The sequence below is a fragment of the Pseudomonas kermanshahensis genome (assembly GCF_014269205.2).
Taxonomy (GTDB): domain Bacteria; phylum Pseudomonadota; class Gammaproteobacteria; order Pseudomonadales; family Pseudomonadaceae; genus Aquipseudomonas; species Aquipseudomonas kermanshahensis.
Window position 1 is genome coordinate 4,855,943 of the sequence record NZ_JABWRY020000001.1, and the last position, 24,797, is coordinate 4,880,739.

Sequence of the window (24,797 nt, forward strand, 5' to 3'; positions counted from 1 at the left end):
GTACCTCGTCAGGTTTATGCCAGGGAAGCGCCGCCACGGGCGATTCCGATTGATCAGAGGGTGAGACTACCCCCGCAGGTTATCGGACACATCTTACGGGGTGATTCGGGGGGATTCAAAAGCGCGCTCGTTGGCATCAGCCTTCAATCTTCGTACTCGGTCTTGATTTCCGGGTCTTGCCAGGTGCTTTTATCGGCTGTGGTGCATTGGGTGGCGGCGAATGCTGTGCTGCTGCCGATCAGGAGAGCGCAAGCGTGCCCGCGTCATTCATTTGTTTTCCAGATCAATCCAAAAGAAAAACAAACTTAACAAATGAACCAAACCCACCGATGCTGACGGCATCCTGCCCTTGCGGCGCTCACCCTTGCACGGAGAACAACAACATGAACGACGTGGTCATCGTCGCCGCCACCCGTACCGCCATCGGCAGCTTCCAGGGCGCCTTGGCAACAGTGCCCGCCGTCGACCTCGGCGCCGCCGTGATCAAGCGGCTGCTGGAACAGACACAACTGGACCCCGCCCAGGTCGACGAGGTCATCCTCGGCCAGGTGCTTACCGCCGGCGCTGGCCAGAACCCGGCCCGCCAGGCCGCGATCAAGGCCGGCCTGCCCTTCAACGTGCCCGCGCTGACGCTCAATAAGGTCTGCGGCTCGGGCCTCAAAGCCCTGCACCTCGCGGCCCAGGCCATCCGCTGCGGCGACGCCGAGGTGGTGATTGCCGGCGGCCAGGAAAACATGAGCCTGGCCCCCTACGTCATGCCTTCGGCGCGCACGGGCCAGCGCATGGGCCACGGCCAGCTGATCGACAGCATGATTACCGACGGCCTGTGGGATGCCTTCAACGACTACCACATGGGCATTACCGCCGAGAACCTTGTGGATAAGTACGGCCTCAGCCGTGAGCAGCAAGACGCCTTTGCCGCCGAGTCCCAGCGCAAGGCCGTGGCCGCGATTGAGGCGGGCCGTTTCAAGGACGAGATCACCCCCATCGTGATGCCGCAGAAAAAGGGTGAGCCCAAGGTCTTCGAACGCGACGAACAGCCCCGCCCGGACACCACCGCCGAATCGCTGGGCAAGTTGCGCGCAGCCTTCAAAAAGGATGGCAGCGTCACGGCTGGCAATGCTTCCAGCCTTAATGACGGCGCCGCCGCCGTGCTGCTGATGAGCGCCACCAAGGCTAAGGCCCTGGGCCTGCCGGTGCTGGCCAAGATCGCGGCCTATGCCAGTGCTGGCGTAGACCCGGCGATCATGGGCATCGGCCCGGTCTCGGCCACCCAGCGCTGCCTGGACAAGGCTGGCTGGCAGCTGGCGGACCTGGACCTGATCGAAGCCAACGAAGCCTTTGCCGCGCAGGCGCTGGCGGTGGGCAAGGCGCTGGAATGGGATGCGGCACGGGTGAACGTGAATGGTGGGGCGATTGCGCTGGGCCACCCGATTGGGGCATCGGGGTGCCGGGTGCTGGTGACCTTGCTGCACGAGATGATCAAGCGTGATGCAAAGAAAGGGCTGGCCACGTTGTGCATTGGTGGTGGCCAGGGTGTGGCGTTGGCGATCGAGCGCTGATCAGTCATTGATGCCAGCAGGCCCGGCCCCTTCGCGGGGCAAGCCGCTCCCACAGGTAAAGCACAAACCTTGAGAGCTGTGCTTAACCTGTGGGAGCCACAGCTAAAGCACAAACCTTGAGAGCTGTGCTTAACCTGCGGGAGCCACAGCTAAAGCACAAACCTTGAGAGCTGTGCTTAACCTGCGGGAGCCACAGCTAAAGCACAAACCTTGAGAGCTGTGCTTAACCTGTGGGAGCGGGCTTGCCCCGCGAAGAGGCCAGGCCTGCTTACTCAGAACCGCTCATCGGCAATGGCCGGCAAGGTCAACTCGCGCACATAACTTGATGCCGACAGCTCCAGCATCGTCCGCACCATCAGCACCACATCGTGCAGCGGAATCAACCCGCCCTCCCCCCGCGCCGCAGCGTCGGCAATTGGCACATTTAGGCCATCCTCGGTGTTCAGGTAACCCAAATTCAGGCACGTCACACCCAGGCGCTGTTCGCGATACCCCTCACGCAAAGCCTCGGCAATCCCGCGCAGGGCGAACTTGGACGCAGCAAACGTCACTTCAGGGCGCCCGCTCTGCGGCAGGCCTGAAGTGGAACCGGTAAGGATAATCCGTGGTTTCTCGCTTTCCAGCAGCATCGGCAGCAAGCGCTTGATCAGCAGGACAGTGGCTGTGATGTTGCAGTCGACCATGCGTTGCAGCTCTGGGTCATGATCGTCCAGGAAGCTGTAGTGTTCTGAAAACGCCTCGGCCTCCCACAGCCCGAGGTTGTAGATGAGGGTATCCACCCCACCCTCGGCCAGCGCCTGGACGACGGCCTCGACGGCGGCAGCCGGCTGACCGAGGTCGGCCGCAATCCACTGCACCTCAACCCCCTTGCCGACCACCACCCCTTCGGGGCGCGAGCGGGACACACCTATCAGCGTATCGCCCGGCTTGCCCAGCCCTTCCATGAAGGCCTTGCCCAGCCCCTTGCTGGCGCCGACTACCAGAACTCTCATCGCATCACTCCCTGTCGAGTACGTTTCGAGCCGGCATTATAAGCACCTCATCACACGGCAAGGAGGCGTTAGGCAGCCGCCACGTCAAAAGCCTCTGGCGCTTTGACGGCGTTGGCCAGCACGGCCACTTGCTGGCACTTCTGCACGGCCAGGCCCACCGAGCTGTGCAGCAGCGAGCAAGACGGCGCGACCCACAGGCGGTCACCCAGGCGTTCGGCGGCGTGCTGCAGGACGGTAACGGCTTTTTCCAGGTCGCCGGCCGTGTCGTCATAGCCGTTGACCAAGCCCAGCGACAGGACCTTGTAGGCGGGCAGGCGGTCGAGGATGGTGGGGTATTGGTCTGGGGCACGCACCAGGTCGATGTGCAGGCCATCGACTGGCAGGTTGGCCGCCAGGCCGAGGTTTTCTTCCAGGCCACCGAAGTAGGTGGTGATCAGTTTCTTCAGCGGTGCGCGCTGCAGGATGTTGTAGACGCGCTCGTAGGCGTTTTTCCAGTCCTGCGGCAGGTCGAGCACCAGGATCGGCTCGTCGATCTGTACCCACTCGACGCCCTGCGCGGCCAGGCGATTGAAGATTTCGTCGTACAGCGGCAGCAGCCGATCGACCAGTTCCAGCTTGTCGAAGTCGGCGCCTTGGGTGGTGCCCAGCCACAGGTAGGTCAGCGGGCCGATCACCACGGGCTTGACCGCGTGGTCCAGGGCCTTGGCTTCTTCAACCTCTTCGAACAGCTGCTCCCAGCTCAGGGCGAACTGCTGATCGGCGCTGAACTCAGGTACCAGGTAGTAAGCGTGGGTGTCGAACCACTGGGTCATTTCCTGGCCACGTGCCATGGCGAACAGGGTTTGCAGGGTTGGCTTGGCACCGTCGTGGCTGCGCAAACGCTCGGGCACAACGCCGAAGGTCAACGAGTGGGTGAGCACCTGGTCGCACCAGGCGAAGTCGCCCACAGGCAGCAGGTCGATACCTGCGTCTTTCTGTTCCTGCCAGTGGGTGACACGCAGATCACGGCCTACCGCGCGCAGCCCGGCTTCGTCGAGCTCACCGTTGCAGAAGGCTTCCTGGGCGTTTTTCAGTTCGCGATCGTGGCCGATGCGCGCCAAACCCAGGTTATGTGCCAGTGCCATGTCTTGCCCCTCAGAACGCATAAATGATTAAGGGAAATTTTCCCGGCATCGAGTCTTTGAGACAAACTCATTTAATTTGAGATGAAATCAAGATTTACTCATGTTCATGCGAGGTCTGTAGGAGCAGCCTTGTGCTGCGAAGAGGCCCTTACGGCTAATAGATCTCTACCCGGCATACGGGCCTCTTCGCAGCGCAAGGCTGCTCCTACACAGAAGCGCGCGAAAATACCGGTGCAGAGCACGGGGATGTCTTGTTCAGAGCAGCGCGCTACGCATGCGGACATGACCCTCTCGACCATTTGCCGCACAATGCCACCCTGCCCCAATTCGGTGCCCGATCCATGAGCCTGCTGAAAACGGCGCTGCACGAAAAAACCTTCGTCTGCGTCATGGAGTTCGTCCCCAAGCCGTCGTCGGAACGCTTCGCCGCCATGCAAGCGATCATGGCCCGCGGGCACCTGTGTGGCTGGCCGATGACGGTGGCCATCGGTGATCGCGTTGGCAGCCCACTGGACATGTCGCCCCTCGACGCCCTGGCCAGCTTCAGCTCGCCCGTGCCGGCTTTGCCGCACTTCTCGGGCAAGGACCGCGAACGCCACCACTTGCTCGCGCAACTGCAACGCATGGACGCCGATGGGCTGGACCAGTTACTGCTGCTCACCGGCGACCGCCTGCCCGGCCATCAACCTGGGCAACGCCCAGTGCGCTACCTGGAATCGGTGGCCGCCCTGCAGATCGCGCGCCAAGCCTGCCCGCACTGGCTGCTGGGTGCCGCGCTCAACCCGTTCAAGTACTGCGAGGAAGAAGGGGGGGCGCAGTACTTCAAAGCCGAGAAAAAACTCGCCGCAGGGGCCGATTTTCTGACCCTGCAACTGGGCTTCGATGCCAGCAAGCATCAGGAAGCCCAGGCGTGGATGAACCGTCAGCCCAACCCTAAACCTTTGCTGGCGTGCCTCATGAGCCTTACCCACGGGCGCGCCGCCATGCTCGATCACGTGGCCGGGGTGACGGTCAGCCCGTCCATGCGCGACATGCTCGAAGCCGAGGCCGCCGTGTCCAAGGCGTACGCACAGGCGCGCAGCGTTGACCGTCTGGCCCTGCAGGTCATCGGTGTGAAGTTGATGGGTTACGCCGGTGTGCACCTGTCGGGCATTCACGAACTCAAGCAGTTGCTGGCCCTGGAACAACGCCTCGAACATTGGCAAGCGCAGCTCCATTCGCAGGAACAGTGGGCGCCCGCCTGGGCCGCAAGCTGGCAGGAGCCCGGCCTGCCCGCCGTGGTCTTCCCCCCCCCAGCAGCGAGCTGGCGCCAGGGCGAGTCGAAGGTCAGCGCGTCGAGCACAGAAAAAGCGCGCTACCACCTGCTGCACGCCTTCCATGCCCTGCTGTTCAGCCGCAACAACTGGCTGAGCAAGGCATTCGGCTGGGCCGTTCGCCAACCGCTGTGGGCCTCGGCCTCGGGCGCCCGCGTGCTGCACGGGGTGGAACGTGCGGTGAAACGCCCATTGCTGGGATGCGACACCTGCGGCCGCTGCCGCCTCGAAGACACCCTCTACATCTGCCCGGAAACCTGCCCCAAAGGTTTGGCCAACGGCCCCTGCGGCGGTACCTCGCTGAACCGCTGCGAATTCGGCGACCGCGAGTGCATCCACAGCGTCAAATACCGCACCGCCAAGGCCGTGCGGCAGACTGCCGTGCTGACGGAGCGCCTGATCCCGTGCATCGAGGTGCAAACCCGCCACCGCAGTTCATGGCCGGCCTGGTTCGCGGCTCAGGCACCTCAGCGGCTCAAGGCTTGCTCAAAGCCTCGAACCCAGCCCGAATCGTAGCCTCGGGCAGTTCGTCGGCAATGAACACCATCACGCTTTCGCGTGCCTCGCCTGCTGCCCACTCGGCATCCCAGTCGAAGCCGTACAGTTTCAGCACGCCCTGAAACACCAGGCGACGGTCTTCGCCGGCAATGTTCAGCACGCCCTTGTAACGCAGCAACTGCTTGCCATGGGTTTCCAGCAGTTCGTTCATGAAGTCGCTGAGCCGGTCGATGTCCAGCGGCGTGTCGGTGCGCAGCACCAGGGTGGAGATGCGGTCCGGGGTGGCCGGTTTGAGCACCGGGCGCAGGGTGGGTTTAAGGCTGGCGCCCAAGTCGGTATTGAGGTTGAAACCGCGCACATCAAGCAGCTCGGCCAAATCGATTCGCCCGTGCTCGACCACACGCACAGCGGCACGGCCGTTGATGCGCGACAGCCGCTCGCGCAAGGCCTCCACCGCCGCAGGCTCGACCAAGTCAGTCTTGCTCAGCAACAGCCGGTCGGCAAAACCCACCTGGGCCTGGGCGATGGCCTGGGTCAGGTGCAGCTCGGCATGGGCGGCATCGACCAGGGTGATGATGCCGTCGAGGATGTAGCGGTCACGCAGGTCCTCGTCGATGAAAAAGGTCTGTGCCACCGGTGCCGGGTCGGCAAGGCCGGTGCACTCGATCACCAGGCGGTCGAAGGCGATCTCGCCAGCGTCCAGGCGTTCCAGCAGCAGGTACAGGGCTCGGGTCAGGTCGCCATGGATGCTGCAGCACACGCAGCCGTTGGCCAGGGTCATGACTTGCACCGGCTCGTCACCCAGCAGTTGGCTGTCGATGCCAGCCTCGCTGAACTCGTTTTCGATCACGGCGATCTTCAGGCCGTGCTCGGCTTTGAGCATGTGTTTGAGCAAGGTGGTCTTGCCGGCACCCAGAAAGCCGGTCAGTACAGTGACGGGGATAGGCGTTTGCACGCGATGTACTCCTGAAGCTGAAAATGACTGTGGGAGCCCGGTTGCCCGGGCTCCCACAGGTTCACAGGTGTTGCAGGGTCAACAGCACTTGGGCCCGGACTTGCCACCGTAGCGCGCTTCCTGGCGTTCGCGGAAGAACGCCTCGTAGCTCATCACCGGTTTGTCCGGGTGCTTGTTCTGCATGTGTTCGACATAGTTGTCGTAGTCGGGCATGCCGACCATCAGGCGGGCTGCCTGCCCCAGGTACTTACCCAGTCGACCCAGGTCGTTGAACATAGCTGCAGTCCTCTCGTTTACGCGTCAGGCAGCGCCTGGAACGGGGTTTCCTTGTCGGTGCGTTCCTTGCGGCCGAGGGCGGCGTAGCCGACCTTGATGGCGAAGAACAGGATGCTGAAGACCACCAGCAGGAACAGAATAGTCAGGCCGGCGTTGGTGTAGGCGTTGAAGATCACGTGCTGCATCTGGCCGATGTCCTTGGCCGGGGCCAGTACCTGGCCAGCGTCCAGGGCGGTGCTGTACTTCTTGGCCAGGGCCAGGAAGCCCACGGCCGGGTTCGGGTCGAACAGCTTGATCAGGCCCGCGGCAGTGGTGCAGATCAGCAGCCACACAGCCGGCAGCAAGGTCACCCAGATGTAGCGCTGGCGCTTCATCTTGATCAGCACCACGGTACCCAGCATCAAGGCGATACCGGCCAGCATCTGGTTGGAGATGCCGAACAGCGGCCACAAGGTGTTGATGCCACCCAGCGGGTCGATCACGCCTTGGTACAGCAAGTAGCCCCAGAGTGCCACGCAGCCGGCGGTGGCGAGCAGGTTGGCGCCCCACGATTCGGTGCGTTTCAGGGCTGGCACGAAGCTGCCCAGTAGGTCTTGCAGCATGAAGCGGCCGGCACGGGTACCGGCGTCTACGGCGGTCAGGATGAACAACGCTTCGAACAGGATCGCGAAGTGGTACCAGAAGGCCATGGTGTTTTCACCCGGCAGCACCTGGTGAAGGATCTGTGCGATACCCACCGCCAAGGTTGGCGCACCACCGGCACGGGCCAGGATGGTGTGCTCGCCGATGTCGCGGGCGACCGCTTCGAGCTGCTCAGGGGTGATCAGGAAGCCCCAACTGCTGACCGTCTGCGCCACCGACGCCACGTCGGCGCCCACCACGGCGGCCGGGCTGTTCATGGCGAAGTACACGCCCGGCTCGATCACCGAGGCGGCGACCATGGCCATGATGGCGACGAACGATTCCATCAGCATGCCGCCGTAGCCGATGTAACGGGCGTTGGTTTCGTTGTCCAGCAGCTTGGGCGTGGTGCCCGAAGAGATCAGCGCATGGAAGCCCGATACTGCACCACACGCAATGGTGATGAACAGGAACGGGAACAGGGTGCCCTTCCAGACCGGGCCGGTACCGTCGGTGAACTGGGTCAGGGCCGGCATTTTCAGCTCAGGCGCGATGATCAGGATACCGATGGCCAGGCCCACGATGGTGCCGATCTTGAGGAAGGTCGACAGGTAGTCACGCGGTGCCAGTACCAGCCAAACCGGCAGCACGGCAGCGACGAAGCCATAACCCACCAGCATCCAGGTGATCTGCACGCCGGTGAAGGTGAACGCCGGGCCCCAGACCGGGTCTGCAGCGATCACGCCGCCGAGCCAGATCGACGCCAGCAGCAGCACTACGCCGACCACCGAGATCTCGCCAATGCGGCCCGGGCGGATATAGCGCATGTAGATGCCCATGAACATCGCGATCGGGATGGTCGCCATCACCGTGAACATGCCCCATGGGCTCTCAGCCAGGGCCTTGACCACGATCAGCGCCAGCACCGCGAGGATGATGATCATGATCAGGAAGCAGCCGAACAAGGCGATGGTACCCGGGATGCGGCCCATTTCCTCGCGCACCATGTCGCCCAGCGAGCGGCCATTGCGGCGGGTGGACATGAACAGGACCATGAAGTCCTGCACCGCACCGGCCAGCACCACACCGGCGATCAGCCAGAGTGTGCCGGGCAGGTAGCCCATCTGCGCGGCGAGTACCGGGCCGACCAGCGGGCCGGCGCCAGCGATGGCGGCGAAGTGGTGGCCGAACAGGATGTGTTTGTTGGTCGGGACGTAGTCCAGGCCATCGTTGTTGAGCACCGCCGGCGTGGCGCGCCGAGGGTCGAGTTGCATCACCTTGGTGGCGATGAACAGGCTGTAGTAGCGATAGGCGACCAAGTAGATGGCCACTGCCGCGACCACGATCCACAAGGCGTTGATCGCCTCACCGCGACGCAGGGCAACCACACCCAGCGCGCAGGCCCCTATGACTGCCAGCGCCAGCCACGGAATATGGCGTAGCAGGCTATTATTGTTGTTCATGGTTTGCTTCCAGCTGGTGGATTGGAAAGACCGCCTATCGAGTCTAGGGCGAGTCATCGCGCATTGCCACACTTGCTTTGGTCTAGAGCCTCTGCGGCCAGATTGCGGTACCTGATGTACCTACCATACTCACTATAGTCAGGTTGTCACCCGGAGAGTCCGCCCATGAGCGATCACGACGAACGCCGCCGTTTTCAACGCATCGAGTTCGATGCAACGACCGAATTGCGCCAAGGCCTGCAGCGCTGGCCGACGAAGTTGCTGGACGTTTCACTCAAAGGCCTGCTAGTGGAACGGCCGGCGAACTGGGAAGCGGACTTGACCCAGGATTTCGAGGCAATTATCCACCTCGACCCTTCCACGCGGGTAGAGATGCAAGTGGAACTGCGCCACGAAGAACCCTCGCGCCTGGGCTTCGTTTGCCTCTACATCGACATCGATTCGATGACCCATTTGCACCGTCTTGTGGAATTGAACGTGGCCGACAGCACCGAAATGATGCGTGAGCTGCGTGAACTCATCGAATAATGGGATCTTTTAGCTAGCTAACATCCTCCCCACCCCGTGTTTCCTGTCTACCCAGACAGCTTTAAGCCTGGGTAGCAGTGCTTTGTACACACCCCTCTAGTACAGCCTCTGTCGACTTGGTACGCGTTCTGCATTGGGCTCTAGCACACCTTGCGAGCCTGCTTGTTCGCGCTCCGATCAAAATATTGTATACAATTGTTGTGGCAATCATTTGTAGGAAGTGTCTACAGTAGCGGCACAACAATAAACGCAGAGAGCCTGCTCCATGACTACGTCCCCTAGCACGTCTCCCGCCAAGCGCCCCGAGGATGAAAACCTCGGCCTTGGGGCCAACTTGGCCTATGGTCTGCAGCATGTGTTGACCATGTATGGAGGGATTGTCGCGGTACCCCTGATTCTGGGGCAGGCCGCAGGCCTGAACGGTGCCGAGATCGGCATGCTGATCGCCGCCTCGTTGTTTGCCGGTGGCCTGGCCACCTTGCTGCAGACGCTGGGCCTGCCGTTCTTCGGCTGTCAGCTGCCGCTGGTGCAGGGCGTGTCGTTCGCTGGCGTGGCAACCATGGGCGCGATCCTCAGCAGTGAGGGCGGCGGTGGCCTGCCAGGTGTGCTGGGCGCGGTCATGGCGGCCTCGTTCATCGGCTTCCTGATTACCCCCGTGTTTTCGCGCATCACCAAGTTCTTCCCGCCGCTGGTGACCGGCATCGTCATCACCACCATCGGCCTGACCCTGATGCCAGTGGCCGCACGCTGGGTGATGGGCGGCAACAGCGCCTCGCCGGAGTTCGGCAGCATGGCCAACATCGGCCTGGCGGCGCTGACCTTCGCCATCGTCTTGCTGCTGAGCAAGTTGGGCAGCGCGACCATCTCCCGTCTGTCGATTCTGCTGGCCATGGTGGTAGGCACCTTGATCGCCTGGGCGCTGGGCATGACCGATTTCAGCAAGGTCACCCAAGGCCCGATGTTCGCCTTCCCCACGCCGTTCCACTTCGGCATGCCGGAATTCCACATCGCCGCGATCCTGTCGATGTGCATCGTGATCATGGTGACCCTGGTGGAAACCTCGGCCGACATCCTCGCAGTGGGCGACATCATTGAAACCAAGGTCGACTCCAAGCGCCTGGGCAATGGCCTGCGTGCCGACATGGCGTCGAGCATCCTGGCGCCGATCTTCGGCTCGTTCACCCAAAGTGCCTTCGCCCAGAACGTCGGCCTGGTGGCCGTGACCGGGGTCAAGAGCCGTTATGTGGTGGCCACCGGTGGTGTGATCCTGGTGGTGCTCGGCCTGCTGCCGATCATGGGCCGGGTGATTGCCGCGGTACCCACCCCGGTACTGGGTGGCGCGGGCATCGTGCTGTTCGGCACCGTGGCGGCCAGCGGCATCCGGACCCTGTCCAAGGTCAGCTACAAGAACAACGTCAACCTGATCATCGTCGCCGCGTCGCTGGGCTTCGGTATGATCCCGATTGCCGCACCGACCTTCTATCACCACTTCCCGAACTGGTTCGAGACTATCTTCCACTCCGGCATCAGCTCGGCGGCGATCATGGCCATCCTGCTGAACCTGATCTTCAACCACTTCACAGCCGGTAATTCGGACCAGCAGTCGGTGTTCGCTGCGGCCTACGAGCGCACCATCCAGTACTCGGACATCTCTGCACTGCGCGATGGCGACTACTTCAAGGAGGGCAAGCTGTTCGATGCCGAGGGCAATGAAGTGCCGATGATGGAGCTGGACGAGCATGGCAACGAGGCGCCCAGGCGCAGTGCGGTTGCCGAGCATTGACCGCTGATTGAGCGGTTACGCGGGGGGAGCCGATGCGCATCGTCGGCTCCCCTTTTTTGTTTGCCTGCACCGGCCTCTTCGCGGGGCAAGCCCGCACAGGGTGTACTTGCCCATAGATCCCCCAAGGGTTGTATTGGTGTCCAACTTCTGGGGGCAGTCCAGGGAATTACAGGTTTGCAGTCCACCTTGTGGGAGCGGGCTTGCCCCGCGAAGAGGCCGGCACAGGATTACTCGAACAGGGCGTCCAAGGCCTGCTCCAGCCGGGTCACGGCAATCACCTGCAAACCCGCAGGCGGCTCCTTCGGCGCATTGCCCTTGGGCACGATGGCCCGCTTGAAGCCGTGCTTGGCCGCCTCTTTCAACCGCTCCTGGCCGCTGGGCACCGGCCGCACCTCACCCGACAGGCCAATTTCGCCAAACACCAGCAGCCCATGGGCCAACGGCCGGTTGCGCAAGCTGGACATCACCGCAGCCAGCAACGCCAGGTCAGACGCGGTTTCGAGCACCTTCACCCCACCCACCACGTTAAGGAACACGTCCTGGTCGTGGGTGGGAATGCCGCCATGGCGGTGCAGCACCGCCAGCAACATGGCCAACCGGTTCTGATCCAGGCCCAGGGTCACCCGGCGCGGGTTGGCCAGGTGGCTGTCATCGACCAGCGCCTGCACCTCGACCAACATCGGCCGCGTGCCCTCCCAGGTAGCCATCACCACACTGCCCGGCACTTCTTCCTGGGTGCGGTTGAGGAAGATCGCCGACGGGTTCGAGACCTCCTTGAGGCCGCGGTCGGTCATGCCGAACACGCCCAGTTCGTTGACCGCGCCAAAACGGTTCTTCACCGCCCGCAGAAGCCGCAGGCGGCCATCGGACTCACCTTCGAAATACAGCACCGTATCGACCATGTGCTCGAGCACGCGAGGCCCGGCCAGCGAGCCTTCCTTGGTGACGTGGCCAACCAGGAAAATCGCCGTGCCGCTCTGCTTGGCGTAGCGCACCAGCAATGCCGTGCTCTCGCGCACCTGGGCCACGCCGCCGGGCGCCGATTGCAGTTGTTCGGTGAAAATGGTCTGGATCGAGTCGATGACCATGACCCGGGGTTTTTCCACCCGGGCCGTGGCGATGATGGTCTCGATGCAGGTTTCGGTCATCACCTTGAGCTGGTCCTGGGGCAGGCCCAGGCGGCGCGAGCGCATGGCCACCTGCTGTTGCGACTCTTCGCCGGTGACGTACAGCGCGGGCATCTGCACCGCGATGTTGCACAACGTCTGCAGCAGGATGGTCGACTTGCCGATGCCTGGGTCACCCCCGATCAGCACCACCGAGCCGTCGACCAAGCCGCCGCCCAGTACGCGGTCCAGTTCGGTGCTGCTGGTGGTAAAACGCGGGATTTCTTCCACACTGACTTCGGCCAGTGTCTTGATCTGCGCCTGCTGCCCGGTCCAGCCAGCACGGCCGCTGCTGGGCGCGGCCGCGCCGCCGCTTTCGATCATGGTTTCGACCAGGGTGTTCCAGGCCCCGCATTCACCGCACTGGCCGGCCCATTTGGGAAAGGTCGCGCCGCACTCGGTGCAGCCATACAAGCGCTTGGCCTTGGCCATGGGCGGAATCTCCTGGAAAAACCGCCATGATAGCCGAGCGAGACGTGTCTCGAACGCTTCGAGATGCGACAAAACTATTCGTTCTAACCACAGTCATTAGGGCTGTACATAACGCATGAAGCGTTTAAGTGGCTTACACTGCGTTTACCTCACCATTTGTTACAAAGGAATCGAACATGGGTATGATCAGTGAGTTCAAGGCCTTCGCGGTCAAAGGCAATGTCGTCGACATGGCGGTCGGTATCATCATCGGCGCGGCCTTCGGCAAGATCGTCTCGTCCTTCGTGGGTGACGTGGTCATGCCGCCACTGGGGCTGTTGATCGGTGGCGTGGACTTCAGTGACCTGGCGATTACCTTGAAAGCTGCAGAAGGTGACATTCCGGCGGTGGTGCTGGCCTACGGCAAGTTCATCCAGACCGTGATCGACTTCGTGATCGTTGCGTTTGCCATCTTCATGGGTGTGAAGGCGATCAACCGCCTGAAGCGCGAAGAAGCCGTGGCACCGAGCGCACCGCCCGTGCCAAGCGCTGAAGAAACGCTGCTGACCGAGATTCGTGACCTGCTCAAGACGCAGAACCAGAATCGCTTGCCCTGAAACGTACTGGGGCCGCATTGCGGCCCCGTACGTTACCAGTAGTTTTCCACCGCCACCTGCCCCGGCCGCTTGCTCAGGCTCAACTGCAGGTCACGCGCTTTGAGCACCTTTCGGGTTTCATCGATCATCTCCGGGTTACCGCAGAGCATGATGCGCGAATGCTCGGGCGACAGTTCCAGCCCCGCCGCCTTCTCCAGCTCGCCATTCTCGATCAACGTGGTAATACGCGCATTCAACGCACCGGGGTGCTGCTCGCGCGTGACCACCGGAATGAACTGCAACTTGCCGGCAAACTCGGCCAGGTAATCCCGTTGCTCCAACCCGGCGATGTCGTCCACGTAGGCCAGCTCCTTCGCCTCGCGTACCGAATACACCAGCTTGATGCTGTCAAACCGCTCCCAGGCCTCGAAGTCCTGCAGGATGGACATGAACGGTGCGATGCCGGTGCCGGTGGCCAGCAGCCACAGGTCGCGGCCGCCGATGAAGCGATCGAGGGTCAGAAAACCAAAGGCCTGCCGGTCGATCAGTAAGCTGTCACCTTCGCCCAGCCGGCTCAGTTCGCTGGTGAACTCCCCGCCGGGCACCACGATCGAGAAGAAGTCGAGGTACTCGTCATGGGGTGCGCTGACCATGGAATAGGCGCGCCAGACTACACTGCCATCGGCCTTGGTCACGCCAAGGCGAGCGAACTGGCCCGCACGGAAGCGAAAACCCGAATCGCGCGTGACCCGCAGGCTGAAGAGGTTCGGCGTCAATGGCTGAACATCGAGCAGTGTCTGGCGGGTGAACTTTTCGGCGCTGGCGGTCATATCGGGCTCCAAGGTTGACGTGCGCACAGTGTCGCGCAAAGCGGCCTGGATAAAAACCACCGGTTTGTAAGGCCTCACCACGCCGATGCCGCCGATGACGCAGATAATCCTGATCGCTATAACAAAAAATCCCAACGCTACACTAGGTCTTTTCCTACAATATTTCGGGTATGCAATCGGATTGGATCCTGTTGCCCCTTCGGAGTGTTACGGATGCATCACTGGAAGCCTGAGCATCTTCATCATTTTGTCAGCGAGCGATCCCCACGGAAGCTGTTCGACATCGCTGTGCACCTGGTGCAGGACCTGGGCATGCAACACCTCGGGCTGAACATCCGCATCCAAATCGCCACCCAGTCGCCCCGGGTGTACCTCTACAGCAACTACCCCGCCGAGTGGATCGAGTGCTATCAGCGCGATGAGTTCTACAAGCAAGACCCTGCCGCACGCGTAAGCCATTGCCAGACCACGCCCGTGCTCTGGACTGACGAGCTGTACCGTGAAGCCCCGCACTTTCGCGAAGTAGCCTGCGAACATGGCCTGCGTCATGGCTGGACGCAGTCGCTGCACGACCTGCAACACAACGAGAGCCAGGTGAGCGTCGCCAGGCCGGCGGGCAGGATAGCGATCGACGAACTCTATGAAAAAGGCGGCAGCGTGCAGTGGCTGTGCCACACCCTGCACGCCGTACTGTGCGAGCACCACCTGAACGCCCTCTGCCCACCCCAGCCAAAAATGAGCGAACGGGAACTGGAAGTGCTGAAATGGTCGGCCGCCGGCAAGACCGCCGCTGACGTCGCCTGCATCCTGTCACTGTCGCAAAGCACGGTGAACTTCCACATCCGCAGCGTGATCACCAAGACCAACGCCGCCAACAAGGCCGGCGCCATCGCTATTGCCGCCCTGCGTGGGTGGATCTGACAGCCATTTCTGCGACCATCGGCAAAGCCCTGTAGAATTGCGCGGCAAAGCCCGTGGCGATCCGCAACGGGCAGATTCGTACCCGAGCCAGACGCCATGCCTTTGTTGACCACCCCCTACGCCGAACTCGACCTGATCCGCCAGCCGGACCAGGCCAACGACCCGCTGCAGGCCTTCGATGCCGCCGACGAGTACCTGCTCGCGCAACTGCATGAGCAGGCGCCTGACGCGAACTGCCGGGTACTGGTGCTCAATGACAGCTTCGGCGCCCTGGCAGCCAGCCTCGCCGGACAGCTTGCGGTGGTCAGCAGCGGTGACTCGCACCTGGCGCACCTGGCCCTGGAAAAAAACCTCGCCCGCAACGGCAAGCCGTTCGACAGCGTGCCGTTCGTGCCGGCCAGTGAGCCGTGGCAGGGCCCGTTCGACCGGGTACTGGTGCGCGTGCCCAAGACCCTGGCCTTGCTCGAAGAACAACTCATCCGCCTGCAGGGCCACCTGGTGCCCGGCGCGCAGGTGATCGCCGGGGCGATGATCAAGCACTTGCCACGCGCGGCGGGTGACCTGATGGAAAAGTACATCGGCCCGGTACAGGCCTCGCTGGCGCAAAAAAAGGCCCGCCTGCTGACGGCCACCGTTGCCGAGCGCCCGACTGCGCGCTCGCCCTACCCTAGCTGCTATCAGCTCGAATCGCCGGCGCTGGAACTGGTCAACCACGCCAATGTGTTCTGCCGCGATGGCCTGGATATCGGCACCCGTGCGTTTCTCCCGCACCTGCCGCGCAACCTGGGCGCTGCCCGTGTCGCAGACCTAGGCTGCGGCAACGGCGTGTTGGCGATTGCCAGCGCCCTGGACAACCCTGAGGCCCATTACACGCTGGTCGACGAATCGTACATGGCGGTGCAATCGGCACGCGAAAACTGGCAGGCAGCGCTGGGCGAGCGCCCAGCAGTGATGCTGGCGGCCGATGGCTTGGCGGGGGTGGAAAAACAATCGCTGGACGTGGTGCTGTGCAACCCGCCGTTCCACCAGCAGCAAGTGGTCGGCGACTTCCTGGCCTGGCGCATGTTCCAGCAGGCCCGCGAGGCATTGGTGGTGGGGGGTGCGCTGTACATCGTCGGTAACCGCCACCTGGGTTACCACAGCAAGCTGGCGCGGCTGTTCCGCGGGGTTGAACAAGTGGCAGCGACGCCGAAGTTCGTGATTCTCAAAGCCCGCAAGTAACACGCTGCGGCTGCTTAAATCCAGGCCTGCGCAACCCAGGTAGGAGCAGCCTTGTGCTGCGAAGAGGCCGGTGACAGCAGCGAATATCTACGTGCTGCCACTGGCCTCTTCGCAGCACAAGGCTGCTCCAAGGAAGGGCTAAACCCTTTTGATCAATGGGTGGTGAGGCCTGCTGCCCCCATGAACAGGCGCATCACATAGGCCGCCACACCCAGGGCCGCCACACTCATTGCCCAGATCAGCACCAGCCAACCCAGGCGCTGCCACAGTGGCTTCTTCTCTTCCAAGCCATGCTTGCCGGTCATCATGCGCGCCTCCTAGTGATAGCCGTCTTCATGGGTCACCTTGCCGCGGAACACGTAGTAGCTCCAGAAGGTGTACCCCAGGATGAACGGCAGGATGAACAACGTACCCACCAGCATGAACCCTTGGCTCTGCGGCGGCGCTGCGGCATCCCAGATCGAGATCGACGGCGGGATGATGTTTGGCCACACACTGATGCCCAGGCCGCTGTAGCCAAGGAAGATCAGCACCAAAGTCAGCAGGAACGGCGTGTAGTTGGCATTGCGCGCGACCGCCTTGAGCAACCCGTAGAAGGTCACCAGCACCAGGATCGGCACCGGCATGAACCAGATCAGGTTAGGCATGCTGAACCAGCGGTCGGCGATTTGCGGGTAGGCGATCGGCGTCCACAGGCTGACGATACCGATCACCACCAGCAGCACCAGCGCCAGCGGCTTGGCCAGGTCATGCATCTGCAATTGCAGCGGCCCTTCGGTCTTCATGATCAGCCAGGTGCAGCCCAGCAGGGTGTAGGCGACGATCAGGCCCAACCCGCTGAACACACTGAACGGGGTCAGCCAGTCGAGGGTGCCACCGGCATAGTGGCGGTCAACCACCTTGAAGCCCTCGATGAACGCACCCAGCGCAACGCCCTGGAAGAAGGTCGCGATCAACGAACCCCAAATGAACGCCTTGTCCCAGATGTGCCGCTTGTCATCCTTGGCCTTGAAACGGAACTCGAAGGCCACGCCGCGGAAGATCAAGCCAATCAGCATGAGAATCAGCGGCAGGTACAAGGCTTCGAGTACCACCGAATAGGCCATCGGGAAGGCCCCGAACAGCCCGGCGCCGCCCAGCACAAGCCAGGTCTCGTTGCCGTCCCACACGGGGGCGACGGTGTTCATCATCACATCACGGTCACGCTCGCCCTTGACGAAGGGGAAGAGCATGCCGATGCCCAGGTCGAAACCATCCATCACCACGTACATCATGACGCCGAAGATGATGATCACGGCCCAGATCAGCGGAAGGTCGATACCCATGGCTCAGTTCCCCTTGCTCAGGCTGACGGTGTTGGCCTCATGGCCATCATCGGCGGCGGACAGCGGCCGCGCCGGCGTGCGTTTCTGGCCTGGGCCACCTGGGTTGGGTTCATCACCCTCGCCCGTCTTCGGCCCTTTGCGCACCAGGCGCATCATGTAGCCGAGGCCGGTGCCGAACAGGGCGAAGTACACCACCACGAACGCCACCAAGGTAAAGCCGAGCTGAACGTAGCTGTGGTTGGAGACCCCTTCAGAGGTGCGCATCAGGCCATACACCACCCACGGCTGGCGGCCGATTTCGGTGGTGAACCAGCCGGCAAGGATGGCGATCAGGCCGGAAGGCCCCATCCACAGGGTCAGGTACAGGAACGGCCTGGAGCTGTACAGCGTGCCGCGCTTGCGCAGCCACAGGCTCCACAGGCCCACGAAGATCATCAGGAAGCCAAGCCCGACCATGACCCGGAACGACCAGAACACGATGGTCGAGTTGGGCCGGTCCGCTGCCGGGAATTCCTTCATCGCGGGCACTTGCTTGTCCAGGCTGTGGGTCAGGATCAGGCTGCCGAGGGCGGGGATCTCGACCTTGAAGCGCGTGGTCTCGGCTTTCATGTCGGGGATGCCGAACAGGATCAACGGGGTCGGTTCGCCCGGCACGTTCTCCCAATGGCCCTCGATGGCGGCAATTTTGACCGGCTGGTGCTTGAGCGTGTTGAGCCCGTGGAAGTCACCGATCACCGCTTGGATCGGCGCAACGATCAGCGCCATCCACATGGCCATCGACAGCATCTTGCGCACGGCCGGGTTGTCACGCCCGCGCAGCAGGTGCCAGGCCGCCGAGGCGCCGACGAAGAAGGCAGTGGCGACGAACGCGGCCGTGGCCATGTGCATCAACCGGTAGGGGAACGAGGGGTTGAAGATCACCGCCAGCCAGTCCACCGGTACCACGCGGCCATCGATGATCTCGTGGCCTTGCGGGGTCTGCATCCAGCTGTTGGAGGCCAGGATCCAGAAGGTCGAGACCAGCGTGCCGAGCGCCACCATGACTGTGGCGAAGAAGTGCAGGCCGCGGCCGACACGGTTCCAGCCAAACAGCATGACGCCCAGGAAGCCTGCCTCGAGGAAGAACGCCGTCAGCACCTCATAGGTGAGCAAGGGGCCAGTGACGGCGCCGGCGAAATCGGAGAAGCGGCTCCAGTTGGTGCCGAACTGATAGGCCATGACCAGGCCAGAAACCACGCCCATGCCGAAGTTGACGGCGAAGATTTTCGACCAGAAGTGGTAGAGGTCACGGTAGACCTGGTTGTGGGTCCGCAGCCAAAGGCCTTCGAGGACCGCCAGATAGCTCGCCAAGCCAATGGTGATGGCCGGGAACAGGATGTGAAAGGACACGGTAAATGCAAACTGGATTCGGGCGAGATCTAGGGCCTCTAAACCGAACATAGTGCTTCCTCTTCAGATAATCCGGCGTTTGGGCTCGTGGCCCTCGCGCCTACTGCCCCCACGGTATCGAGTGCGGCGAGTTGGAATTGTTCTGTGCAATCGCAGGGATTCCGGCCCAAAGGCCACATCGTCGGCTGATCGTTGCATTTACAACGATTGATCCAGGTCAACGACTGACTGGAAGCATAGTCCTGAATGGCCAGGCGGGCCGTGTGGTTGATTGCCGCGTGACCCGTTGCCCCACCCTCTTTCATAAACCGTGAAAAAGTGCCGATTACGGCAAACAGTAACTGCTTGTTACAAACAGATGATAATCTGCCGCCCCCTCTACTGCGCCGAGGCCACAGGTTTCCGATGTCCGATTCCGCACCGCAGTTGTTGCGTCATCATCGCCCCTTCATCGCCTTCTGGCTGGCCCGTGTGTTTACCGCCAGCGGCTTCCAGATGCTCACCGTGGCCATCGGTTGGCACCTCTACCAGCTCACCGGCAATGTGCTCGACCTGGGCCTGGTCGGCCTGGTCGAATTCGCCCCGCGCGTGCTGTTCATGCTGCACACCGGGCATGTTGCCGACCGCTATGACCGGCGCAAGGTCGCCGCCCTGTGCCAAAGCCTGCAGGGGTTGATTGCCCTGGCGCTGGCGGTGGGCAGCGCCACCGACAACGTCAGCCGCGAGCTGATTTTCGCCCTGGCCTTCCTGCTGGGCGCGACGCGTTCATTCGAGATGCCGGCGACCCAGGCCCTGCTGCCCAACGTCGTGCCGCCGGGGTTGTTCCCTCGGGCGGTGGCGGCCTCGGCCTCGGCGACCCAGGCCGCCACCATCGTCGCCCCCGCAGTGGGCGGCTTGCTGTATGCCTTTGGCAGCATCTGGGTGTATGGGCCGACCGTAGGGCTGTACGCCATCGCCTGCGTGCTGACCTTGAGCCTGGACGCGCGCCAGCAAGTGGCCCAACGCGGCCGTGCCAGCCTGGAGTCGCTGTTGGCCGGCATCCGCTTTATCCGCAGCCGGCCAGACATTCTCGGGGCCATTTCGCTCGACCTGTTCGCCGTGCTGCTGGGCGGCGCCACCGCGCTGTTGCCGGTGTTCGCCAAGGACATCCTGCTCACCGGCCCCTGGGGCCTGGGCCTGCTGCGCTCTGCGCCCGCGGTGGGCGCGTTGCTGATGTCGCTGTGGCTGGCGCGCTTCCCGTTCGAGCGCAAGGTCGGGCGTACCATGTTCACAGCGGTGGGCGTATTTGGCGTGGCGACCATCGCGTTTGGCCTGTCGACGTCGTTCTGGTTCTCGCTGGCGGTGCTGGTGGTGCTGGGGGCGGCGGACATGATCAGCATGGTCATACGCAGTTCGTTCGTGCAGCTGGAAACGCCAGATGAAATGCGCGGGCGGGTGAGCGCCGTCAACGGCTTGTTCATCGGTGCCTCGAACCAGCTCGGCGAGTTCGAATCGGGGGTCACGGCGCACTGGTTTGGCACAGTGCCGGCGGTGGTGCTCGGTGGCGTGGGCACGCTGGTGGTGACCGGGGTGTGGATAAAACTGTTCCCAACGTTGGCCAAACGCGATCGGTTGCACAGCGGCTGATCACCGGCCTCAGGCCCTGCGCGGAGCCTTGTAGGAGCAGCCTTGTGCTGCGAAGAGGCCCTTACAGTCATTAAAGATTCTTCTGTCAGACCGGCCTCTTCGCAGCACAAGGCTGCTCCTACACGGTTTTCAGCACAGGCTTTGAGGGTGGCGTGGGTTTGCAAAATCCCATTCCCCAATGGCCATAGGCCCCCGCCATGCATGCTGGTATGATGCGCGGCTTTTTTCCGCCCCAGATAAAACCACGGCAACCGGTACGGTCTGTGCTTTGCTGATGGGGTCGATACAAATCACGGCGCCGGGGGCGCCTTGGGGAGCGGGCATGCTGGAAAGGCTGTTTCAACTAAAAGCACACAACACCAATGTGCGCACCGAGATTCTTGCGGGCGTCACCACCTTCCTGGCCATGGCCTACATCCTGTTCGTCAACCCGAGCATCCTCGGCGAGACCGGCATGGACAAAGGTGCGATCTTCGTCGCCACCTGCCTGGCCGCGGCCATCGGCTCGACGACCATGGGCCTGATCGCCAACTACCCGATCGCCCTGGCGCCGGGCATGGGCCTGAACGCCTTCTTCACCTACACCGTGGTCCTGCACATGGGCCACACCTGGCAGGTCGCGCTGGGCGCGGTGTTCCTGTCGGCGGTAATGTTCTTCCTGCTGTCGATCTTCCGCATCCGCGAATGGATCGTGAACAGCATCCCACTGCCGCTGCGCTCGGCCATTGCCGCCGGTATCGGTCTGTTCCTGGCGCTGATTGCCCTGCATAACGCCGGCATCGTCGTCGATAACCCGGCCACCCTGGTAGGCCTGGGCGACCTCAAGCAGCCGGCGCCGATCCTCGCCACCCTGGGCTTCTTCCTGATCGTCGGCCTCGAATCACTGAAGGTTCGCGGCGCGGTGCTGATCGGCATTCTGGCCGTGACCATCGCCGCGATCGCGATGGGCGTGACGCCGTTCGCCGGCGTCGTGTCCATGCCGCCATCGCTGGCACCGACCTTCCTCCAGCTGGACATCGCCGGTGCCTTGGATGTGGGCCTGGTCAGCGTCATCTTCGCCTTCCTGTTCGTCGACCTGTTCGACAACTCCGGCACCCTGATCGGCGTGGCCAAACGCGCCGGCCTGATGGGCAAGGACGGCCACATGCCGAAGATGGGCCGCGCCCTGATCGCCGACAGCACCGCCGCCATGGCCGGCTCGCTGCTGGGCACCTCGACCACCACCAGCTACATCGAATCGGCTGCCGGCGTGAGCGCGGGCGGGCGCACCGGCCTGACCGCCATCGTGGTGGCCGTGCTGTTCCTGCTGGCGCTGTTCTTCGCACCGCTGGCCGGTAGCGTACCGGCCTTCGCCACGGCGCCAGCGCTGCTGTTCGTCGCCGTGCTGATGGCCTCGGGCCTGGCGGAAATAAACTGGGACGACGTCACCGAAGCCGCACCTGTGGTGGTGACCGCCCTGGCCATGCCGCTGACCTACTCGATCGCTAACGGCATCGCCTTCGGCTTCATTTCCTGGACCGCCGTCAAGCTGATCTCGGGTCGCCACCGCGACCTGAACCCGGCCCTGGTGATCCTTTCCATCCTGTTCGTCATCAAGCTGGGCTGGTTCAACGCATGAGTGCTGCTTTCGACCCCTCCTCCTACGCCACCCAGCTGGACGCCAAGGTTGCCCGGCTGCGCGCGCTGCTGGCGCCGTTCGGCGCGCCGGAACCGGCTGTTTTCGATTCGCCGCGCGAGCACTATCGCCTGCGCGCCGAGTTCCGCCTGTGGCGCGAGGACGGCCAGCGCCACTACGCGATGTTCGCCCCGGGCGAGAAGCACAAGGCGATCCTGATCGACGACTTCCCCATCGCCAGCGAGCGCATCAATGACTTGATGCCGCGCCTGAAGGCGGCCTGGCAGGCCAGCGAGGCACTGAGCAATCGCCTGTTCCAGGTGGAGTTCCTCACCACCCTGGCCGGCGATGCGATGGTCACGATGTGCTACCACCGCCCGCTGGACGAGGCCTGGGAAGTGGCGGCGCGGCAGCTGGCCGACGAACTGGGGGTAAGCCTGATCGGCCGCTCCAAGGGCAAGCGCCTGGTGATTGGCCGTGATTACGCGGTAGAGAAACTGGACGTGGCGGGCCGTGTGTTCAGCTATCGCCAGCCGGAAGGCGCGTTCACCCAGCCTAACGGCGCGGTGAACCAGAAGATGCTGAGCTGGGCGTTCGACGCCATGGGCGAGCGCGAGGATGACCTGCTGGAGCTGTATTGCGGCAACGGCAACTTCACCCTGCCACTGGCCACCCGTGCGCGCCAAGTGCTGGCCACCGAGATCAGCAAGACCTCGGTCAACGCTGCGCTGAGCAACCTTGATGAGAACGGTGTGGATAACGTGCGCTTGGTGCGGCTGTCGGCTGAAGAGCTGACCCAGGCGCTGAATGACGTGCGCCCGTTCCGGCGGCTGGAAGGGATCGACCTGAAAAGTTACGCGTTCGGTACCGTGTTCGTCGACCCGCCGCGTGCGGGGATGGACCCGGATACCTGCGAGCTGACCCGGCGCTTCGAGCGGATTTTGTACATCTCGTGCAATCCGGAAACGCTGGCGGCGAACATCGAGCAGTTGCAGGACACACACCGCATCGAGCGTTGTGCGTTGTTTGACCAGTTCCCGTATACCCATCACATGGAAAGTGGGGTTTTGCTGGTTCGGCGTTGATTGGTAGAAATTGGGGCTGCTTCGCAGCCCTTCGCGGCACAAGGCCGCTCCTACAGGGATCACGCGGTCCTTGTAGGAGCGGCCTTGTGCCGCGAAGGGCCGCAAAGCGGCCCCCGTTTCTATCAGAAGTCAGAAGTCGAAGAACACCGTCTCCCCTTCCCCCTGAATTCGGATATCGAAACGATACGCCGTCTTCCCATCCACTTCGCAACGCTTGGCAATCAGCGTCTCACGGCGCTGCGGCTGCTCGATCAGGTTGAGCACCGGGCACTTGGCGTTGGCTTCGGCTTCATCATCAAAATACAGGCGCGTGTGCAGGTGGATGTTGATGCCACGGGCAAACAGGCTGATGTTGATGTGCGGCGCCATCGGCACGCCGGCCGCGTTCTTCACCACACCCGGCTTCACCGTTTGCACGGTCCACTCACCGGCATCGAAAGTGGTAGCGGTGCGGCCGAAGCTGTTGAAGGCGTTTTCCAGGTTGTATGCATCCTGGTACTGGCCGGCGGCATCGGCCTGCCACAGCTCCAGGAACGAATCGCGCACCAAGTGCCCGTTACCGTCATAGACCTGGCCCATCAACAGGATGTGTTCACCCGGCGCCTCAGGCTTGGCCAGGCGGTTCCAGATTTCCTGATCGCGGGTCGGGTTGCCGGCCGCTTCCAGGGCCAGGCCGATATGCACGTAAGGGCCGGCAGTCTGCGAAGGGGTTTCCGGCAGCAGTTCGATTGGCATGGCGGGGTCCTCAGCAGTTTTCGAAGTGGGTCTTGCGCTGGCCGCGCAGCACGATATCAAAGCGGTACGCCAGGCAGTCCATCGGGTTGGCGTTGCTCATGTCGAGCTTGGCGATCAACTGCTGCACGGCTTCTGGGTTGGCGATCGACTTGACGATCGGGCACATCGGGATCAGCGGGTCACCCTCGAAGTACAGCTGGGTGATCAGCTTGGTCGCAATCGATGGGCCGCTGATGCCGAAGTGGATGTGCGCCGGGCGCCAGTCGTTCGGGCCGTTGCGCCATGGGTAGGGGCCCGGCTTGATGGTGCGGAAGCTGTAGTAGCCGTCGCGGTCGGTCAGGCAACGGCCGACGCCACCGAAGTTAGGGTCCAGCGGTGCCAGGTAGCGGTCGTTCTTGTGGCGGTAGCGGCCGCCAGCGTTGGCCTGCCACATTTCTACCAGGGTATTGGGCACGGGCTTGCCGTACTGGTCGACCACGCGACCGGCAACGATGATGCGCTCACCAATCGGCAGGCCACCGTTGTTGAAGTTCAGCAGCAGGTCATGGTCGTGGGCGCCGAAACCCAAGTGGGTGAAGTCCGGGCCGGTGGTTTCGCTGATCGACTGCGGGATGCTGACCAATGCCTGGCGCGGCGAGCGGGCAATGGAGGTCTTGTAGTCGGGGGTCAGGGCTTTGGGGTGCCAGTTGCGATCACGGATCACGAAGCGGCTGGTGTCCTGGGCGGGCATGCCGTTTTCCTCTCTTGGAATTATCTGGACGC

21 protein-coding genes and 2 pseudogenes are annotated in these 24,797 nt (G+C 62.8%); 10 read left to right on the forward strand and 13 right to left on the reverse strand.

Annotated features, from left to right (window positions below; translation table 11 throughout):
- Window positions 1-167: 167 nt before the first annotated feature.
- A pseudogene (locus HU764_RS27990) lies at window positions 168-242 on the reverse strand (PepSY domain-containing protein); the annotation flags it as partial.
- A gap of 141 nt (window positions 243-383) precedes the next feature.
- Between HU764_RS27990 and HU764_RS21790 the strand changes: the two are divergent.
- Window positions 384-1,562, forward strand: a complete 1,179-nt coding sequence (locus HU764_RS21790) for an acetyl-CoA C-acetyltransferase (protein ID WP_186702474.1) — start codon at window positions 384-386, stop codon at window positions 1,560-1,562.
- 272 nt (window positions 1,563-1,834) lie between these two features.
- Here HU764_RS21790 and HU764_RS21795 read toward each other — a convergent pair whose 3' ends face one another.
- Both HU764_RS21795 and HU764_RS21800 read right to left on the reverse strand, forming a co-directional pair.
- Window positions 1,835-2,554, reverse strand: a complete 720-nt coding sequence (locus HU764_RS21795) for an SDR family NAD(P)-dependent oxidoreductase (RefSeq protein ID WP_186702473.1) — start codon at window positions 2,552-2,554, stop codon at window positions 1,835-1,837.
- 71 nt (window positions 2,555-2,625) lie between these two features.
- Window positions 2,626-3,678, reverse strand: a pseudogene (locus HU764_RS21800) (5-methyltetrahydropteroyltriglutamate--homocysteine S-methyltransferase); the annotation flags it as partial.
- A 341-nt stretch (window positions 3,679-4,019) separates the two neighbouring features.
- Here HU764_RS21800 and HU764_RS21805 point away from each other — a divergent pair.
- Window positions 4,020-5,507, forward strand: coding sequence for a methylenetetrahydrofolate reductase C-terminal domain-containing protein (locus HU764_RS21805; protein WP_186702472.1), 1,488 nt, complete (start codon window positions 4,020-4,022; stop codon window positions 5,505-5,507).
- Here the strand turns inward: HU764_RS21805 and yjiA are convergent.
- From yjiA to HU764_RS21820, 3 genes are all read right to left on the reverse strand, one after another.
- Window positions 5,467-6,444, reverse strand: a complete 978-nt coding sequence (gene yjiA / locus HU764_RS21810; protein ID WP_027595235.1) for a GTPase — start codon at window positions 6,442-6,444, stop codon at window positions 5,467-5,469. The genes HU764_RS21805 and yjiA overlap by 41 nt on opposite strands.
- Window positions 6,445-6,522: 78 nt before the next feature.
- Complete coding sequence (locus HU764_RS21815) at window positions 6,523-6,720, reverse strand: YbdD/YjiX family protein (protein WP_027595234.1); 198 nt, start codon at window positions 6,718-6,720, stop codon at window positions 6,523-6,525.
- A 17-nt stretch (window positions 6,721-6,737) separates the two neighbouring features.
- On the reverse strand, window positions 6,738-8,804 hold the full coding sequence (locus HU764_RS21820) for a carbon starvation CstA family protein (protein ID WP_012274172.1): 2,067 nt from the start codon (window positions 8,802-8,804) through the stop codon (window positions 6,738-6,740).
- A 165-nt stretch (window positions 8,805-8,969) separates the two neighbouring features.
- Between HU764_RS21820 and HU764_RS21825 the strand changes: the two genes are divergently transcribed.
- Together HU764_RS21825 and HU764_RS21830 are read left to right on the forward strand one after the other, a co-directional pair.
- Entirely contained in the window at window positions 8,970-9,332 is a 363-nt protein-coding gene (locus tag HU764_RS21825) for a PilZ domain-containing protein (RefSeq protein WP_099455305.1), read from the forward strand.
- Between the two features lie 265 nt (window positions 9,333-9,597).
- Window positions 9,598-11,115: a nucleobase:cation symporter-2 family protein gene (locus HU764_RS21830; RefSeq protein ID WP_033694267.1), complete on the forward strand. Its 1,518-nt coding sequence runs from the start codon at window positions 9,598-9,600 to the stop codon at window positions 11,113-11,115.
- Between the two features lie 227 nt (window positions 11,116-11,342).
- Here the strand turns inward: HU764_RS21830 and radA are convergent, their stop codons facing one another.
- Window positions 11,343-12,713 carry a DNA repair protein RadA gene (gene radA, locus HU764_RS21835; RefSeq protein WP_027595231.1) on the reverse strand — a complete coding sequence of 457 codons (1,371 nt, stop codon included), beginning with the start codon at window positions 12,711-12,713 and terminating at the stop codon, window positions 11,343-11,345.
- A gap of 176 nt (window positions 12,714-12,889) precedes the next feature.
- On the opposite strand from radA, the gene mscL reads away from it, so the two are divergent.
- Window positions 12,890-13,309 (forward strand): large-conductance mechanosensitive channel protein MscL, encoded by a 420-nt coding sequence (mscL, locus tag HU764_RS21840; RefSeq protein WP_027595230.1) that lies wholly within the window; start codon window positions 12,890-12,892, stop codon window positions 13,307-13,309.
- A 32-nt stretch (window positions 13,310-13,341) separates the two neighbouring features.
- On the opposite strand, the gene HU764_RS21845 is transcribed toward mscL, so the two are convergent.
- Window positions 13,342-14,118 carry a ferredoxin--NADP reductase gene (locus HU764_RS21845; protein WP_027595229.1) on the reverse strand — a complete coding sequence of 259 codons (777 nt, stop codon included), beginning with the start codon at window positions 14,116-14,118 and terminating at the stop codon, window positions 13,342-13,344.
- 213 nt (window positions 14,119-14,331) lie between these two features.
- Here HU764_RS21845 and HU764_RS21850 point away from each other — a divergent pair, with 213 nt between their 5' ends.
- On the forward strand, window positions 14,332-15,039 hold the full coding sequence (locus HU764_RS21850) for an autoinducer binding domain-containing protein (protein ID WP_027595432.1): 708 nt from the start codon (window positions 14,332-14,334) through the stop codon (window positions 15,037-15,039).
- 96 nt (window positions 15,040-15,135) lie between these two features.
- A complete protein-coding gene (locus HU764_RS21855; protein ID WP_186677935.1) occupies window positions 15,136-16,260 on the forward strand; it encodes a methyltransferase in 1,125 nt (374 codons plus the stop codon).
- Window positions 16,261-16,412: 152 nt separating this feature from the next.
- On the opposite strand, the gene HU764_RS21860 is transcribed toward HU764_RS21855, so the two are convergent.
- The 3 genes from HU764_RS21860 to HU764_RS21870 are packed head-to-tail and all read right to left on the reverse strand — an operon-like array spanning window position 16,413 to window position 19,025.
- On the reverse strand, window positions 16,413-16,568 hold the full coding sequence (locus HU764_RS21860) for a DUF2474 domain-containing protein (RefSeq protein ID WP_081717522.1): 156 nt from the start codon (window positions 16,566-16,568) through the stop codon (window positions 16,413-16,415).
- Window positions 16,569-16,577: 9 nt separating this feature from the next.
- Window positions 16,578-17,585: a cytochrome d ubiquinol oxidase subunit II gene (gene cydB / locus HU764_RS21865; protein ID WP_027595434.1), complete on the reverse strand. Its 1,008-nt coding sequence runs from the start codon at window positions 17,583-17,585 to the stop codon at window positions 16,578-16,580.
- 3 nt (window positions 17,586-17,588) lie between these two features.
- Window positions 17,589-19,025 carry a cytochrome ubiquinol oxidase subunit I gene (locus HU764_RS21870; RefSeq protein ID WP_027595435.1) on the reverse strand — a complete coding sequence of 479 codons (1,437 nt, stop codon included), beginning with the start codon at window positions 19,023-19,025 and terminating at the stop codon, window positions 17,589-17,591.
- A gap of 354 nt (window positions 19,026-19,379) precedes the next feature.
- On the opposite strand from HU764_RS21870, the gene HU764_RS21875 reads away from it, so the two are divergent.
- From HU764_RS21875 to trmA, 3 genes are all read left to right on the forward strand, one after another.
- Entirely contained in the window at window positions 19,380-20,600 is a 1,221-nt protein-coding gene (locus HU764_RS21875) for an MFS transporter (protein ID WP_027595436.1), read from the forward strand.
- A gap of 322 nt (window positions 20,601-20,922) precedes the next feature.
- Window positions 20,923-22,218 (forward strand): NCS2 family permease, encoded by a 1,296-nt coding sequence (locus HU764_RS21880; RefSeq protein WP_085273929.1) that lies wholly within the window; start codon window positions 20,923-20,925, stop codon window positions 22,216-22,218.
- Window positions 22,215-23,300: a tRNA (uridine(54)-C5)-methyltransferase TrmA gene (trmA, locus tag HU764_RS21885; protein ID WP_186677938.1), complete on the forward strand. Its 1,086-nt coding sequence runs from the start codon at window positions 22,215-22,217 to the stop codon at window positions 23,298-23,300. Before HU764_RS21880 ends, trmA begins: the two co-directional genes overlap by 4 nt.
- Window positions 23,301-23,429: 129 nt before the next feature.
- On the opposite strand, the gene pcaG is transcribed toward trmA, so the two are convergent.
- Window positions 23,430-24,035, reverse strand: coding sequence for a protocatechuate 3,4-dioxygenase subunit alpha (gene pcaG / locus HU764_RS21890; protein ID WP_186702471.1), 606 nt, complete (start codon window positions 24,033-24,035; stop codon window positions 23,430-23,432).
- 10 nt (window positions 24,036-24,045) lie between these two features.
- Window positions 24,046-24,765, reverse strand: a complete 720-nt coding sequence (gene pcaH / locus HU764_RS21895) for a protocatechuate 3,4-dioxygenase subunit beta (RefSeq protein ID WP_027595440.1) — start codon at window positions 24,763-24,765, stop codon at window positions 24,046-24,048.
- Window positions 24,766-24,797 lie beyond the last annotated feature (32 nt).

Bases quoted from the DNA above. Each gene is read 5' to 3' on its own strand.
- HU764_RS21790 (WP_186702474.1), top strand. From the start codon at position 384: ATGAACGACGTGGTCATCGTCGCCGCCACCCGTACCGCCATCGGCAGC.
- HU764_RS21795 (WP_186702473.1), bottom strand. From the start codon at position 2,554: ATGAGAGTTCTGGTAGTCGGCGCCAGCAAGGGGCTGGGCAAGGCCTTC.
- HU764_RS21805 (WP_186702472.1), top strand. From the start codon at position 4,020: ATGAGCCTGCTGAAAACGGCGCTGCACGAAAAAACCTTCGTCTGCGTC.
- HU764_RS21815 (WP_027595234.1), bottom strand. From the start codon at position 6,720: ATGTTCAACGACCTGGGTCGACTGGGTAAGTACCTGGGGCAGGCAGCC.
- HU764_RS21820 (WP_012274172.1), bottom strand. From the start codon at position 8,804: ATGAACAACAATAATAGCCTGCTACGCCATATTCCGTGGCTGGCGCTG.
- HU764_RS21825 (WP_099455305.1), top strand. From the start codon at position 8,970: ATGAGCGATCACGACGAACGCCGCCGTTTTCAACGCATCGAGTTCGAT.
- HU764_RS21830 (WP_033694267.1), top strand. From the start codon at position 9,598: ATGACTACGTCCCCTAGCACGTCTCCCGCCAAGCGCCCCGAGGATGAA.
- radA (WP_027595231.1), bottom strand. From the start codon at position 12,713: ATGGCCAAGGCCAAGCGCTTGTATGGCTGCACCGAGTGCGGCGCGACC.
- mscL (WP_027595230.1), top strand. From the start codon at position 12,890: ATGGGTATGATCAGTGAGTTCAAGGCCTTCGCGGTCAAAGGCAATGTC.
- HU764_RS21845 (WP_027595229.1), bottom strand. From the start codon at position 14,118: ATGACCGCCAGCGCCGAAAAGTTCACCCGCCAGACACTGCTCGATGTT.
- HU764_RS21850 (WP_027595432.1), top strand. From the start codon at position 14,332: ATGCATCACTGGAAGCCTGAGCATCTTCATCATTTTGTCAGCGAGCGA.
- HU764_RS21855 (WP_186677935.1), top strand. From the start codon at position 15,136: ATGCCTTTGTTGACCACCCCCTACGCCGAACTCGACCTGATCCGCCAG.
- HU764_RS21860 (WP_081717522.1), bottom strand. From the start codon at position 16,568: ATGATGACCGGCAAGCATGGCTTGGAAGAGAAGAAGCCACTGTGGCAG.
- cydB (WP_027595434.1), bottom strand. From the start codon at position 17,585: ATGGGTATCGACCTTCCGCTGATCTGGGCCGTGATCATCATCTTCGGC.
- HU764_RS21870 (WP_027595435.1), bottom strand. From the start codon at position 19,025: ATGTTCGGTTTAGAGGCCCTAGATCTCGCCCGAATCCAGTTTGCATTT.
- HU764_RS21875 (WP_027595436.1), top strand. From the start codon at position 19,380: ATGTCCGATTCCGCACCGCAGTTGTTGCGTCATCATCGCCCCTTCATC.
- HU764_RS21880 (WP_085273929.1), top strand. From the start codon at position 20,923: ATGCTGGAAAGGCTGTTTCAACTAAAAGCACACAACACCAATGTGCGC.
- trmA (WP_186677938.1), top strand. From the start codon at position 22,215: ATGAGTGCTGCTTTCGACCCCTCCTCCTACGCCACCCAGCTGGACGCC.
- pcaG (WP_186702471.1), bottom strand. From the start codon at position 24,035: ATGCCAATCGAACTGCTGCCGGAAACCCCTTCGCAGACTGCCGGCCCT.
- pcaH (WP_027595440.1), bottom strand. From the start codon at position 24,765: ATGCCCGCCCAGGACACCAGCCGCTTCGTGATCCGTGATCGCAACTGG.